The following is a 13,645-nucleotide window of genomic DNA, read 5'->3' as shown; positions in this document are numbered from 1 at the left end:
TAGAATACGCGATCTTCGCATGGGACCGCCCGCCACAAGCCGTAACATGGCCCATGTGCACGAGACTTGCTATGGTGCATACTAGTGGTGCACTGCGACGAGGCAAACTCATGACGGTAGATCCGAAGCTAGGCCCGGCGGCGGGTGGCCCGGGCGCGACAGTGTCCGCACAGCCAGACATGACGCCGCCGCGGCACCCATTGACCAAATTGGCACTTTTCCTGGACCTGGACGGTACGCTGGCACCTATCGCCAACACGCCGAATCAGGCCTGTGTGCCCTCAACGACCCTGGTTCTGCTCCGACATCTGCATAACGCCTGCAACGGTGCCGTAGCAATCATTTCAGGCCGGGACGCCCCCGACATCGACCGCATGCTGTCCCCGCTGACGCTGCCTTGCGCTGCCCTGCACGGGGCGCACGTCAGAAACACGCAAGGCCAGGTCAAGCGCGTGGCCATCGACCATGACGCCTTGACGGGGATTGCCAGCGCGCTGGCGCGCGATGCCGCATCCATGCCCGGAACCCTGCTTGAACGCAAGGCCTTATCCGTGGCGTTCCACTATCGCAACGCGCCGCATCTGGCCGCTCAGGTCCAGGCGTCGGTCCTGCGCGCCCTCGCGCACCACGGCCATAGCTTCGATCTTCAAAAGGGAAAGATGGTGGTAGAGATAAAGCCGCGGGGCGTCAGCAAGGGCACAGCGGTAAGCGCATTTATGAGCACGCCACCGTTTAGCGGCCGCATGGCGCTGATGGCCGGTGACGATCTGACCGACGAATCGGCGTTTGCCGCCGTCAACGCCATGGACGGCATCACAATCAAGATCGGCGGCGGCCCGACACAAGCGCGCTCGCGTCTGCCCAACCCCGAAGCCCTACGCGCCTGGCTGGCCAGCCTACCGTCGGCATGACACAGCACGCCGGACCAGCCACCGGAAACAAGGACCAAGAATGAGCAGGTTGATCGTTGTATCGAATCGTGTGGCGCCCATCACTGAAGGCAAGAGCACGGCGGGCGGCCTGGTAGTCGGCGTGCTTGATGCGCTGCGCGAGACGGGCGGCATCTGGCTGGGCTGGAGCGGCGATATATCGGGCGAGCCTTCCACGGCGCCCGTCACCGAGACCGTAGATAACATCGACTTCTGCACCATACCGCTGACCCAACGCGATTACGACCGCTACTATCGGGGGTTTTCCAATGGCGTCTTGTGGCCCACATTTCATTACCGTATTGACCTTAGCCAGTACAACGGGGAAGACTACAAGGGCTATGTCGAAGTCAACCAACGGTTTGCCGCCTTGCTGGCGACGCTGGCCCAGCCCACGGACCGCCTTTGGGTGCACGATTACCATCTCATCCCTTTGGCTCAGGCCTGCCGCGAACAGGGCCTGGACAACCGCATCGGTTTCTTCCTGCACATTCCCTTCCCCAGCCCTTCGGTGCTGCGGACCATCCCGCGGCACCGCGAGCTGGTGCTGGCACTTTGCCAGTACGACCTGGTCGGCTTTCAGACCCAAGGCGATACCCAGGCCTTTGTCGATTACGCCACTCGCCATCTGGACGGCGTCCTCGAAGGAGACATACTGCAAGTGGGCGAGCGCCGTATCCGGGTGGGCAGCTACCCGATCGGCATTCATCCCGACCAGGTGAAAACACTGTCCAAGCAATCAGCGCGATCCAAGCAACTGGACGCCCTGAAGGCCGGCCTGCAGCATCGCAAGCTTATCGTGAGCGTTGATCGCCTTGATTACAGCAAAGGGCTGGTACAGCGCTTCGATGCCTTCGACTGCTTGCTGGAAACTGCGCCGCAACATCGCGGCAAAGTGACACTGGTGCAGATCGCCCCGCCGTCCCGCCAAGACGTACAGGGATACCGGCAAATTCGGCGCCAGCTGGAAAGTGCTGCCGGACGCATCAACGGCAAGTGGACCGAGCTTTCCTGGACACCCATACGCTACATGAACCGGTCTTACGAACGTAGCTTGCTGATGTCGTTTTTCCGCGCCTCTCAGGTGGGCCTGGTCACACCCATGCGTGACGGGATGAACCTCGTTGCCAAAGAGTACATTGCCTCGCAACCGGCCGATGATCCCGGGGTACTGGTGCTGTCCGAGTTTGCCGGTGCGGCCGCCGAAATGCAGGATGGCGCGATCATGGTGAACCCCTTCGATACCAAAGCCATGGCCGACGGCCTGGATCTTGCTCTGCGCATGCCTTTGCAACAGCGCAAGAAAAGATACGAGCACCTGATGGAAGTCTTGCGCGCCAATGATCTGTCGCGCTGGCGGGACCGCTTTCTTGGCGATCTGGAAAGCTAGCGGAACAAGGAGCACCCAATGAAAAACATGGAAGAGGTTGCCGGGTTCATGCGCGAACACGACCTGATGCTGGTGACGGCCGAGTCTTGCACTGGGGGGCTGATAGCCGCCACGCTGGCCGACATCCCGGGCGCGGGAAAATTGCTGGATTGCGCCTTTGTCACCTATTCGGTCCAGGCCAAGCAGCGTTGTCTGTCGGTCTCGGACCAGACACTGGAGCGCTACAACCTGACCAGCGAAGAAGTCGCGCGCGAGATGGCTCAAGGCGCATTGGGCAATAGCCGCGCCAATGTGGCTATCTCGAACACGGGGGTAACGGACGACGTCGACGACGACATCCCGGCCGGAACGCAGTGCTTTGCCTGGGCTTTTCGTCGTCATGATGGGGATAAGCCGGGCGATGCCGTCCTTTTCAGCGAGACACGCCGCTTTCCGGGCGACCGAACGGAAATCCGGCTCGCGAGCGCCGAATATGCCTTGCAACGGATACCCCACTACTTCGGGCTGCTCGACGCAAGCTAGCGGGTAGCCAGCACGTAGATGCCCTGGGTCAAATACACCGAGCCTATCACCATGACAAGGCCCTGGGTCCAGCGCCGGAACTGATGATCCGAAAGCTTCTCCAATACGAACTTGCTCAGGGTCGTACCGGCGATGGCCATGGCGACGGCAACGGCCATCGCTATGTATTCGACGCCGCTCTCGCCGCCCATGGCATAGCTGAAGTAAACCAGCTTGGCCGCGTGGGACAAGGTCTGGCACGCTGCCTTGGTTGCGACCACTGCCCTGCGATCCATCGGACTTCGTACGAAAAACACATCCAGCAAGGGCCCTGATACGCCGGCAATGAACTGCATGCATGTGTTCAGAAAGCCGCAGACCTCAGCGCCATAGCGCGTGCTGGCCTGAGGCACATAGCGCCCCGGGATCAACACCGCAAGAAACGGAATGATGCCCAGTGAGATCAGCACCAGAGCACGATCGGGAACAAAACCTATGAAGCTGAACAGCAGGCCTGCCGCAAGCAATCCCACTATATAGCGGGCGAATATGCGGTAGTCGGTATTGCGGCGCCACAACCAGGCGCGCCAGCCGTTGGATGTCATTTGCGCGGTGCCATGCAATACCATGGCAGCGGACACCGGCAAAAAGGCAACAAGGATGCCCATCAGGACCATGCCGCCGGCCATGCCGAACACACCAGACAGGAACGACGTGCCCAGGACGGACAGCGCCAGGAGAAACAGCAGTGCGACTTGCAAGGAAATCAGGGCGCTATGGGCAGCGAGCGTTTGTGTTCCGACCTGCGATACGTTAATAAGATGACGTCGGCTGCAGCGGCGGGGATGTCCTTGCCTTCGAGGAAGTCGTCGATCTGGCCGTAGGTAACCCCGAAAGCGTCCTCATCCGGCTTAAGCGGCGACAACGACTCCAGGTCGGCCGTCGGTATCTTCATGACCAGCGCTTCGGGGGCTCCCATGGCCGCCCCCAGCGCCCGTACGCGGCGCTTGTTCAGCCCAGCCAGTGGCGTGATGTCGGCCGCGCCATCGCCAAATTTAGTGAAAAAACCCATCAGGGCTTCTGCCGCATGATCGGTTCCCACCACCAGGCCGCCATAAGCGCCGGCCACGGCATATTGCGCGATCATGCGTTGACGCGCCTTGATGTTGCCCAATAAAAAATCTTGCTCGGTGGCGTCACGAAACGCCGTTCCGCCTTCGACCAGCGCCTGCAGCATGCTGTCGCTGGCTGCCTGGATATTGACCGCCAAGGTCTTGTCGGGACTGATCACCTGCAGGGCTGCCTGAGCGTCGGACTCGTCGCGTTGCTGGCCGTAAGGAAGCCGCATGGCAATGAAGGTGGCCTCACGCCCGCGGTTACGGACCACATCGACTGCCCGCTGCGCCAAACACCCTGCCACCAGCGAATCGACCCCGCCGCTGATACCCAGGACCAGGGCACGTGTATTGGTCTCGACCAGATAATCGGCCAGGAAGGCGACTCGGCGCCGGATCTCGCTTTCCGCATCGAAATCGGCCTTCACGTTAAGTTCATTGATGATGTCGCGCTGCATCGCGCGCTGTTCGTCAGTTAACACGGTATGTCCTGGTGTAGTGTGGCAGCTGGCTCAAAAGATTATGATACGCCAGGTAGCTAACGCAGAAAATAAAACATGAATCCTACTCCGTCGGCAGGCCTGGTGCTCGCGGCGACTCTGACCGTGCAGTCCTTGGTGGCGATGTCCCTGCTCACGCTGCCGGTCGTCGCGCCCGCTGTGGCTGCCACCCTGGAAATATCAGCCGCCTATGTCGGGCTTTACATCGCGCTGGCCTATGCCGGCGCAATGACTGCCAGCTTGCTGTCGGGCGGCGCAGTACGGCGCTTTGGCGCCATACGTGCCAGCCAGACCGGCTTGCTGCTCTGCGGCGTAGGCGTCGCGGTGTGCACCATCGAGTCACCCATCGCCACGGCTCTGGGCGCAGTCCTGGTCGGGCTGGGCTACGGCCCGATCACGCCATCCAGCTCCCACCTGCTGGTGCGTAGTACACCCGCTCACCGCATGTCTTTCGTATTCTCGATCAAGCAAACCGGGGTACCACTGGGCGGCGTGCTGGCCGGCTTGATCGTACCCGGTCTGGCCGACCTGATCGGCTGGCAAGCGGCATTCCTGACTGTCGCCGCCGCCAGCATCCTTTGCGCGGTAGCGATCCAGCCCTTATGTGCAACGCTGGACGCGGACAAGGACAAAACCCAGCGCCTGTCGTTCGGTAGCGGCCTGGCCGGACCCCTGCGCCTGGTGTTCAGCCATCGCAGCCTGACGGTACTGGCCGCGGTGTCCTTCATGTTCTCCATTGCCCAGTTGTCGCTGTCGACTTACCTGGTGACCTTTTTGCACCACGACTTGCTGATGGGACTGGTGCTTGCGGGCTTCGTCCTGGCGGTGGCCCAGGCGGCGGGGGTTGCCGGTCGCTTGCTGTGGGGCTACGTGGCCGATCGTTACCTGGGTTCGACCAACATGCTGATTGTGGTGGCGCTGCTGATCATCTTATGCGCCGTCATCACACCCTTTCTGGGCCGCATCGACTCGCACGTGGCCGTACTGATCGTCGTGGCGGTATTTGGCAGTTGTGCCGTAGGCTGGAATGGCGTTTATCTGGCTGAAGTGGCGCGCCAGGCGCCGCCCGGCCAAACCAGCATGGCAACGGCCGGCACGCTGTCCATGACATTTATGGGTGTCGTCGTCGGACCACCCCTCTTTGGTTTGATCGCTACCGCGCTGGGCAGCTATGGCCTGGCTTTCGCCTCGCTGGTGGTGCCGTCCGGTATTTGCCTGTGGCTGCTGTGGCGCTACCGGACGGCTTTCGACGCCGAATAAGAACGCGCTAGAAGTTATCCAGAACCGCCCCGGTGCTGGCCGTGGACGCATTGAAAGCGAACTTGGCCTGTACCCCACGGGTATAGCGTGGTGCCGGCGCAGTCCAGGACTGACGGCGCTGCTCCAGCTGGTCGTCCGATACGTGCAGCTGCAACAGCAACTGGTGCGCATCGATGGTGATCGAGTCGTTCTCTTGCACCAGGGCTATCGTGCCACCCACTGCCGCTTCCGGCGCCACATGCCCCACCACCATGCCCCAGGTACCACCCGAGAAGCGGCCATCGGTGATCAAACCTACCGAATCGCCCAGGCCGGCGCCGATGAGGGCGCCTGTAGGCGCCAGCATCTCGGGCATGCCGGGCCCACCCTTGGGTCCGAGGTAACGCAAAACCATGACATCGCCCGCCTTGATCTTGCCAGCCAGGATGGCCTGGAGGGCGGATTGCTCGTCGTCGAACACACGCGCAGGGCCGGTGATGACAGGATTTTTCAAGCCCGTTATTTTGGCGACAGCGCCTTCCGGCGACAGGTTGCCCTTCAGAATGGCCAAGTGGCCCTGCTTGTATAGCGCCTTGTCGACCGGGAAGATGACTTTCTGGTCGGCGCGTGGCGTATCGGGAATGTCCTTGAGCACTTCGGCTATGGTCTGACCGGTAATGGTCATGCAATCGCCATTGAGCAAACCAGCCGCAAGCAGCACCTTCATCACTTGCGGGATGCCGCCGGCCTGGTGCAGGTCGACCGCCAGATAATGCCCGCTGGGCTTCAGGTCGCAAATAACCGGAACACGCTGGCGCACGCGCTCGAAGTCGTCGATGGTCCACTCGACGCCTGCTGCATGGGCAATCGCCAGGATGTGCAGCACGGCGTTGGTCGAACCACCCGTGGCCATCACGACGCTGACTGCGTTCTCGATGGATGCGCGCGTGACGATGTCGCGCGGCTTGAGATCGAGCTCGATAGCCTTCAACAAGACCCGCGCCGACTCGGCCGCAGAGGCGGTTTTCTCGTCGTGCACGTTGGCCATGGTGGACGAATACGGCAGGCTCATGCCCAGTGCCTCGAAGGCGGAGCTCATGGTGTTGGCCGTGTACATGCCGCCGCAAGAGCCCGGCCCCGGTATGGCGTGCAATTCGATTTGCCGCAGTTCCTGATCGCTCATGCGGCCGGCGGCGTTCTCGCCCACGGCCTCAAACACGCTGACGATATTGAGGTCTTTGTTGTGCAGGCGGCCAGGAAGTATGGTGCCGCCATAGACGTAAATGGATGGCACATTGGCGCGCAGCATGCCCATCATGCCGCCTGGCATGTTCTTGTCGCAGCCGCCGATAACTACGACGCCGTCCATCCACTGGCCCTGCACGCAGGTTTCGACGCAATCGGCGATAACCTCGCGGGAGACCAGCGAGTACTTCATGCCTTCCGTGCCCATGGCCATGCCGTCGGAAATCGTTGGCGTACCAAATACCTGCGCATTGCCGCCTGACTCTTCGATTGCCGCAATGGCGGCGTCAGCCAGCTTCTGCAGACCGCTGTTACAGGGGGTGATGGTGCTATGCCCGTTGGCAACGCCCACCATGGGCTTGTTGAAATCTTCTTCCTTGTAACCGAGCGCGTAGTACATGGACCGGTTCGGTGCGCGGGCTGGACCCTGTGTAATGTTGGCGGATCGCAGGGGTTTGGTTTTGCTCATGTTGTTCCTTTCAGCTTTCAAGGGAGGCGGCCAGCGACGGGAAGGCTCGGTCGCCAAGCATTTTATAGAGTTTACCCCCGCCCGGCGCGAACGTCTTGATGACCCTGCAGACGCTACAGGCACCGACGCGGCGACAATTGTGCACTAGGGATAGAATGCAAAAATCGCTCAAGCTACAGGAAGCCGCATGTCACAGCTCACCCCCACCGTCTTCATTACCGGCGCCAGTCGCGGGATAGGCGCGGCCACCGCAGTTGCCGCTGCGCGACTGGGGTTCAATGTTGCTGTCAATTACAGGCAGGACCAGGCCGCCGCTCTCGAGGTGGTCAAAGCCATTCAGGCGGAAGGCCGCAAGGCTATCGCGCTGCAAGGCGATGTCGGCAAGCCCGCCGACATCGCTCCGATGTTCGAGCAGGCCGAGCGAGTGCTGGGCCCTCTGACTGCACTGGTAAACAACACCGGCATTACCGGTCCCATAGGACCTTTCTCGCAGACAACGGACGCCACCATAGAGCAAGTCTTCCAGGTGAATGTTTTTGGCACCATGCAGTGCACCCGCATGGCCCTGGCCTGCTTCGCCCGTAGCGGCCAACCCGGAGTCATCGTGAACGTATCGTCGGTGGCGGCGCGCACTGGCAGCCCGGGCGAGTACGTGCACTATGCAGCCAGCAAGGCGGCCATAGACGCCTTTACGATAGGCATGGCGCGCGAAGTCGCCGCAAGCGGCACCCGAATACTGGGCGTCGCGCCCGGCTCCACCTTGACGGAAATCCATGCCACGGCCGGTGAGCCGGGTCGGCCCGAACGCGTGGCGCCCAAGATCCCCATGGGGCGGCTGGCCCACCCTGAAGAAGTCGCCGCCACGATAGTGTGGGCGCTGTCCCCGGCCGCCTCATACGTTACCGGGACGGTCATCCAATGCGCGGGAGGCCTGTGACGCATGGTCGCTGAAGCCATAACAGTCTGCCCGTCGACAGCGCTCGTGGACGGGGGGCTGGCGCATAAGCTGGACGTGCTCCATGCCGGCGAGCCGGCCACCGCTTTCTTTATCCGCTATCGGGGCAAGGTGCACGGCTACCTGAATCGTTGTCCACACATGGGTGCGGAGCTCGACTGGGAAAACAGCGTGTTTACGCGTGCCGGAGACCAATTGATGTGCGCGCGCCACGGTGCCACCTTTGTCCCGGATACCGGGGTATGCACCGGCGGCCCATGCCAGCCGAGCAAACTGGTGGCGCTGCAGGTATCGGAATCCGCGGCCGGCGACGTACTGTGGTGGCCGGGCGGCAAGACTGCTCCAGCCTGACGCCATACGGATGCAAACTTTCGATAAAAACAGGTAGCGCCTTCTGAGCGCCCAAGCAATCTTCTGGGAGACTTTGTGAATCAAAAAGCAGCAGGCAGTATGGAACCCACCGCCCTACGCCAGGACATCCGGCAGTTGGGCAAGACCCTGGGCGATGTCATTCGAGAATGCGAAGGCAAGGCAATTTACGATGTCATCGAGAAGTTGCGCCGGGCAGCCGTGAAGTTTCGCCGGGAAGGCAATATTCGTGACAGCCAGATCCTGGAGCGCCAGATCGCACGCTTGGCCGATGCCGAGGCCAATTCGGTAGCGCGCGCGTTCAGCTACTTCCTGCACCTGTCCAATATTGCCGAGGACAGGGACCAGAACCGGCGGCAGCGTCAACACGAATTGCAGGCCGAGCTGCCCATGCGCGGCAGTCTGCAGCACGCGCTGGACTTGCTGCAGCAAAACGGCGTGGGCCGCCGGAAGGTGTTGCGCTACCTTGAACAAGCCTGCATCGTGCCGGTACTGACAGCGCACCCCACCGAAGTCCAGCGCAAAAGCACCCTGGACCTGCACCGGGAAATCGCCCGCCAACTGAATCAAAGCGACGCCACACTTACGCCATCCGAACAACGCTTGCTCGAGCAACGCCTGACGGGTCTGGTTGCGACCCTGTGGCAGACGCGTATGCTGCGCCGGCAAAAGCTGACGGTGCTGGACGAGATCGACAACGCGCTAAGCTACTACACCAGCACCTTCCTGACCGCCATTCCGCGTCTGTACCAGGATCTTGCCATGCGGCTGCATGCACCGGGACGCACGCTGTTCGATGTCTCGACACGACCGTTGCCCGCCTTCCTGCGCATGGGAAGTTGGATAGGCGGCGACCGCGACGGCAACCCCAACGTGGACGCCGCCACGCTCGAGCAGGCGCTGTTGCGCCAATCTACCCACGTGTTGCGTCATTACCTGCAGGAAGTCAAAGACCTGGGTACCGAGATATCGCTGTCCCGTACCCTGGGTAGCGCCAGCCCGGAGCTGCTGGCCCTGTCCATGGTCAGCGAAGACAGCTCGGCGCACCGCGTCGACGAGCCCTACCGGCGCGCCTTCATTCATTTGTATGCCCGGCTGGCGGCCACCGCACGCAAGCTGACAGGCAGGCAGTTGGCCCTGCGCCCTACTTACGACGCCCCCGCCTACGGCAGCCCGGATGCCTTTCAGCAAGACCTGCAAACCATTGCCGATTCGCTGGATCAGCATCATGGCAGCCTGATCGCCCAGTTGCGCCTGTCTGGCCTGGTGCAAGCGGTAAGCATTTTTGGCTTTCACCTGGCCACCGTCGATCTCCGCCAGAGCTCTGACGTACACGAACGTGTGCTGACCGAATTGTTCAAGGCGGCAGGCGTTCGCTTCAAGGGCAAGGCAGTTGATTATGGCCGCTTGTCCGAAGACGAGCGCGTCGCCTTGCTGCGCGAGGAAATTCAACAGGTTCGTCCGCTGGTTTCACCATGGATGAGCTACTCGGCCGAAACCCAGAAGGAACTTGCCATCCTGCGGATGGCCGCGAACTGCCGCGCAAAATACGGCTCGGCTGCCATCCAGCAAGTCATCGTCTCGCACACGGAAACGCTTAGCGATCTGCTGGAAGTGCTGGTGCTGCAGCAAGAGACCGGCCTGATAAGCCCGCCGGGACCGTCGGAGGGGAGCAGCCGGCCAGCCGACGGCCTGATGGTCGTGCCCTTGTTCGAGACCATACCTGACCTGGAACAGGGCTCGGCCATCATGGAGCAATGGCTGGGCTTGCCCGAAGTGGCCGCAAGGGTACGCCATGCGCAAGACGGCATACAGGAAGTGATGCTGGGTTACTCCGACAGCAACAAGGACGGCGGCTATCTGACCTCCAACTGGGCCTTGTATTGCGCCGAGCGCGAGCTGGTACAGGTTTTCAAAAAGAGCAAGGCCAGGCTGCGTTTGTTCCATGGCCGCGGCGGTTCGGTGGCACGCGGCGGCGGCTCGAGCTTTGATGCCATCCTGGCGCAGCCGCCCGGGACAGTCAACGGCCAAATCCGCCTTACAGAACAAGGCGAAGTCATACAGGGCAAGTACAAAGATGCGGAAGTCGGTCGCTGGCACCTGGAAAACTTCGTGGCCGCCACCCTCGAAAGCAGCCTGGCGGCCAATGCTGCGCAATCCCAGTCGGAAGACGACAACATGGCCCATTACGGCGCGGCCATGGATTTCATGTCCGGTGTCGCTCAGGAAAGCTATCGGGACCTGGTCTACGGCACAGCCGGTTTCAATGATTACTTCTTCGCTTCCACACCCATACTCGAGATCGCGGGACTGAACATCGGTTCTCGTCCTGCAGCACGCAAGGCCAGCCAGAAGATCGAAGACCTCAGGGCGATTCCGTGGGGATTTTCCTGGGCGCAATGCCGCCTGATGCTGACCGGCTGGTACGGCGTGGGTACCGCTATGCGCACCTACGTGGACCAGGGTTGCGAGGGAGCGCCGGCAACGCCGGATCAGCGCCTGCACCAGTTGTGCCAGATGGCGGAAGCCTGGCCGTTCTTCCGCATCCTGCTATCCAATATGGAGCAAGTATTGGCCAAGACCGACCTGGGCATTGCCCGTCGCTACGCCAGCCTGGTACCGAACAAGAAGCTGCGGGAAGAGGTGTTTGGTCGAATTCAGGCAGAGTTCGAACTTACCGTGGCGATGTTCCGGCAGGTAAGCGGCCACGAATTGTTGGCGCGCGATCCCTTGCTGGGGGCGGCCCTGAGCGAACGTTTTGCCTACATCGACCCGCTGAATCATCTGCAAGTTGAGCTGTTGCGCCGCCATCGTCTTGCACACAAAAAGGCCGGCAAGGCCGGCGATGAAGAAAGCCGCATCCAGCGCGCCATACACATGACGATCAATGGCATAGCGGCCGGATTGCGCAACTCGGGATAAACGGACCGGCCACGCTGACGCATCGGTCAGCGTGGCCCATCGTCACCCGTCAGACCATGGTTTCGCCTTCCTTGCTGGCAGCGCGCATGTCGCGCACCAGGGCCACAATGAGTACGAGCAGTACGGCGGCCGATAGCACCGGCCAAACCAGGATATAGAAAGTAAGCCAAATACTGGACATATGCAGTTCTCCTTAAGTGCGGGCGGTTGCAACGCCGCCTACAGGTATCGCGACGGACTCCTTGCCGGCGACAGGCTCCTGGTGGAACGAGGTAACACGCTCCGCCAGCAGATCGAAATCAAAGCGCTCTTTATTGCGCCAACTCATGGCCACACATACCGCCGCACTGACCCCATAGGCAGTCAGCGAGCTAAGCAATACGGTGTAATCGCGCAGGAAGCCCACAGCGAAGGGCATGCCCCCAATGGCGACGGCCAGGCCCATTGTGATGGCAGCCTTACGATTGAAGAAGGCGAACGTCATCAGCCCGATCACCACCCCTGCACCCACGGAGGCGCTAAGCTCGAAAAACACAGCCACGATGCCTTCCAGCGGCAGCAACTCGAAGCGTGCGACCGTAAACGCGGTCACCGCCGCGGCAACTGCCATCGTAAATGCCTTGTTGCTCACCTTGTCCCAGTAGAAGCTGATGATGACCGGGAAGACAATGGCGCCCCATAACGCTCCCACGAAGACCAGCATCACCAGAATATCCAGCCGCAAGGTGGCAAAGATTACGCCCATCATGGTGGCGACGATCATCGTTACGCGGCCCCACCACAGCATGCGTCGGGGGTTGGGCTTGCCTCGTGCCAGATTCTTGCCGTAGATGTCCGTCATCACGATGGCCGACAGCGCGGAAAGGTCAGAGTCCGCAGTCGATGACAAGGAGCCGACCACCAGTATGAAGAACAGCGCAATGCCAAAGGGCGGCAGGTATTGCAAGGCCATTTGCGGGATGATGTTGTTCATATTGCCGTCGACCGGTTGCAGCCCGGTGAATAGCGCCAGCAAGCCCAACATACCCAGACCAATCACCACGGCACCATAGCCAATGGTGGCGGTGATGAAGGTAGGCTTGATCAGGTCTTCGCGAACGGCAAAGAGGCGCTGCGCAATCGTCTGGTTGCCAATGGCGTAGGCCAGCACCGCCACGAAGTAAGGCGCGCCCTGCTCCAGTATGGCGGTCATCGAGAAGAAATTAAGCTGCTCGCTGCTCAGGTTGGACATATTGGCCACCAACATGTCCGTGCCCCCGGCGTTAAAGAAAATCAAGGGAATAATCACCACCGCCGCGAGTATCATCGCGATCAGTTGCGCGAAATCGGTCATGACCGACGCGCGAAATCCCGACCAAAGCGTGTAAGACAAAACCCCTAGTCCGGCAATCAGTACGCCCTGGATGAAGCTTAGCGGGCTTAGCACCGATACCAGCGCGCCGGCTGCCGTAAAGTTGACCATCAGGCTGATGCAGCTGCCTATCAGGTTGGACACCGCCATAATCATCTGGCTGGAGGTGCCGTGTCTGGCCTTGATGACTTCGGCCAGGGTATGCGCTTTGGGGGCCAGCTTGCGAAAGCGTCTACCGAACGGGTAGATAAAGAAAATCATCAAGGCGCCCCAGAAGCCGTAATGTATCGGCCCGGAAAGCCCATATCGATAGCCTGAGGTTGCACTGGCATAGAAGGATGCCGCCCATATCCAGGTGGCAATCATGCTGGCCGCCGCCAGTCCAAATCCCACGGCGTTGTTCGAGACCATATAGCCGTCGACGTTTTCTCGCTTCTTGCCGATCAATAAAGACAGCAGAAACGTCGCGCCGTAGAAGCCGATAAGCAGCACCAGCGCCATAGGCATCGACAATTGAAAAAAATCAGCGTTTTCCATCCTTTTTTGTCCTTGTATTTCCGCCGAAACGCGCACGCTACGCCCGGGCCATGCCCGGGCACAAAAGCGCCCCGGTTTACCCAGACAAGTTCACAAGACAGGCGTCTCGTTTCAGCGTACACA

At 61.0% G+C, this 13,645-nt stretch carries 12 protein-coding genes; 7 read left to right on the top strand and 5 right to left on the bottom strand.

Going from position 1 to position 13,645, the window contains the following annotated elements; translation table 11 throughout:
• Positions 1-71 precede the first annotated feature (71 nt).
• The 3 genes from otsB to CKA81_RS16460 are packed head-to-tail and all read left to right on the top strand — an operon-like array spanning position 72 to position 2,841.
• Positions 72-911: a trehalose-phosphatase gene (otsB, locus tag CKA81_RS16470; protein ID WP_164878433.1), complete on the top strand. Its 840-nt coding sequence runs from the start codon at positions 72-74 to the stop codon at positions 909-911.
• 40 nt (positions 912-951) lie between these two features.
• Positions 952-2,319, top strand: a complete 1,368-nt coding sequence (gene otsA, locus CKA81_RS16465) for an alpha,alpha-trehalose-phosphate synthase (UDP-forming) (RefSeq protein WP_128356275.1) — start codon at positions 952-954, stop codon at positions 2,317-2,319.
• A gap of 18 nt (positions 2,320-2,337) precedes the next feature.
• Complete coding sequence (locus CKA81_RS16460; RefSeq protein ID WP_128356274.1) at positions 2,338-2,841, top strand: CinA family protein; 504 nt, start codon at positions 2,338-2,340, stop codon at positions 2,839-2,841.
• On the opposite strand, the gene CKA81_RS16455 is transcribed toward CKA81_RS16460, so the two are convergent.
• Positions 2,838-3,581 carry a sulfite exporter TauE/SafE family protein gene (locus tag CKA81_RS16455; protein ID WP_199287553.1) on the bottom strand — a complete coding sequence of 248 codons (744 nt, stop codon included), beginning with the start codon at positions 3,579-3,581 and terminating at the stop codon, positions 2,838-2,840. The two genes, CKA81_RS16460 and CKA81_RS16455, sit on opposite strands and share 4 nt — an antisense overlap.
• A gap of 5 nt (positions 3,582-3,586) precedes the next feature.
• Complete coding sequence (nadE, locus tag CKA81_RS16450; RefSeq protein WP_128356904.1) at positions 3,587-4,393, bottom strand: ammonia-dependent NAD(+) synthetase; 807 nt, start codon at positions 4,391-4,393, stop codon at positions 3,587-3,589.
• A 99-nt stretch (positions 4,394-4,492) separates the two neighbouring features.
• Here nadE and CKA81_RS16445 point away from each other — a divergent pair, with 99 nt between their 5' ends.
• Positions 4,493-5,695 (top strand): MFS transporter, encoded by a 1,203-nt coding sequence (locus CKA81_RS16445; RefSeq protein ID WP_128356273.1) that lies wholly within the window; start codon positions 4,493-4,495, stop codon positions 5,693-5,695.
• A 7-nt stretch (positions 5,696-5,702) separates the two neighbouring features.
• On the opposite strand, the gene ilvD is transcribed toward CKA81_RS16445, so the two are convergent.
• Complete coding sequence (ilvD, locus tag CKA81_RS16440; protein ID WP_128356272.1) at positions 5,703-7,388, bottom strand: dihydroxy-acid dehydratase; 1,686 nt, start codon at positions 7,386-7,388, stop codon at positions 5,703-5,705.
• A gap of 187 nt (positions 7,389-7,575) precedes the next feature.
• Between ilvD and CKA81_RS16435 the strand changes: the two genes are divergently transcribed.
• The 3 genes from CKA81_RS16435 (at position 7,576) to ppc (ending at position 11,634) form a co-directional block, all read left to right on the top strand.
• Entirely contained in the window at positions 7,576-8,325 is a 750-nt protein-coding gene (locus CKA81_RS16435; RefSeq protein WP_128356271.1) for an SDR family oxidoreductase, read from the top strand.
• 3 nt (positions 8,326-8,328) lie between these two features.
• Entirely contained in the window at positions 8,329-8,694 is a 366-nt protein-coding gene (locus tag CKA81_RS16430) for a Rieske (2Fe-2S) protein (RefSeq protein WP_128356270.1), read from the top strand.
• 99 nt (positions 8,695-8,793) lie between these two features.
• Entirely contained in the window at positions 8,794-11,634 is a 2,841-nt protein-coding gene (gene ppc / locus CKA81_RS16425; RefSeq protein WP_128356902.1) for a phosphoenolpyruvate carboxylase, read from the top strand.
• 49 nt (positions 11,635-11,683) lie between these two features.
• On the opposite strand, the gene CKA81_RS17375 is transcribed toward ppc, so the two are convergent.
• Together CKA81_RS17375 and CKA81_RS16420 are read right to left on the bottom strand one after the other, a co-directional pair.
• Positions 11,684-11,815 carry a putative transporter small subunit gene (locus CKA81_RS17375; protein ID WP_394342521.1) on the bottom strand — a complete coding sequence of 44 codons (132 nt, stop codon included), beginning with the start codon at positions 11,813-11,815 and terminating at the stop codon, positions 11,684-11,686.
• Positions 11,816-11,827: 12 nt separating this feature from the next.
• Positions 11,828-13,522 carry a sodium:solute symporter family protein gene (locus tag CKA81_RS16420; protein ID WP_128356269.1) on the bottom strand — a complete coding sequence of 565 codons (1,695 nt, stop codon included), beginning with the start codon at positions 13,520-13,522 and terminating at the stop codon, positions 11,828-11,830.
• Positions 13,523-13,645: the final 123 nt, after the last annotated feature.

Source organism: Pollutimonas thiosulfatoxidans (assembly GCF_004022565.1).
GTDB lineage: Bacteria > Pseudomonadota > Gammaproteobacteria > Burkholderiales > Burkholderiaceae_B > Pusillimonas_D > Pusillimonas_D thiosulfatoxidans.
The sequence above is the reverse complement of the archived record's forward strand: the minus strand, read 5'-3'. Positions and strand labels throughout refer to the sequence as shown.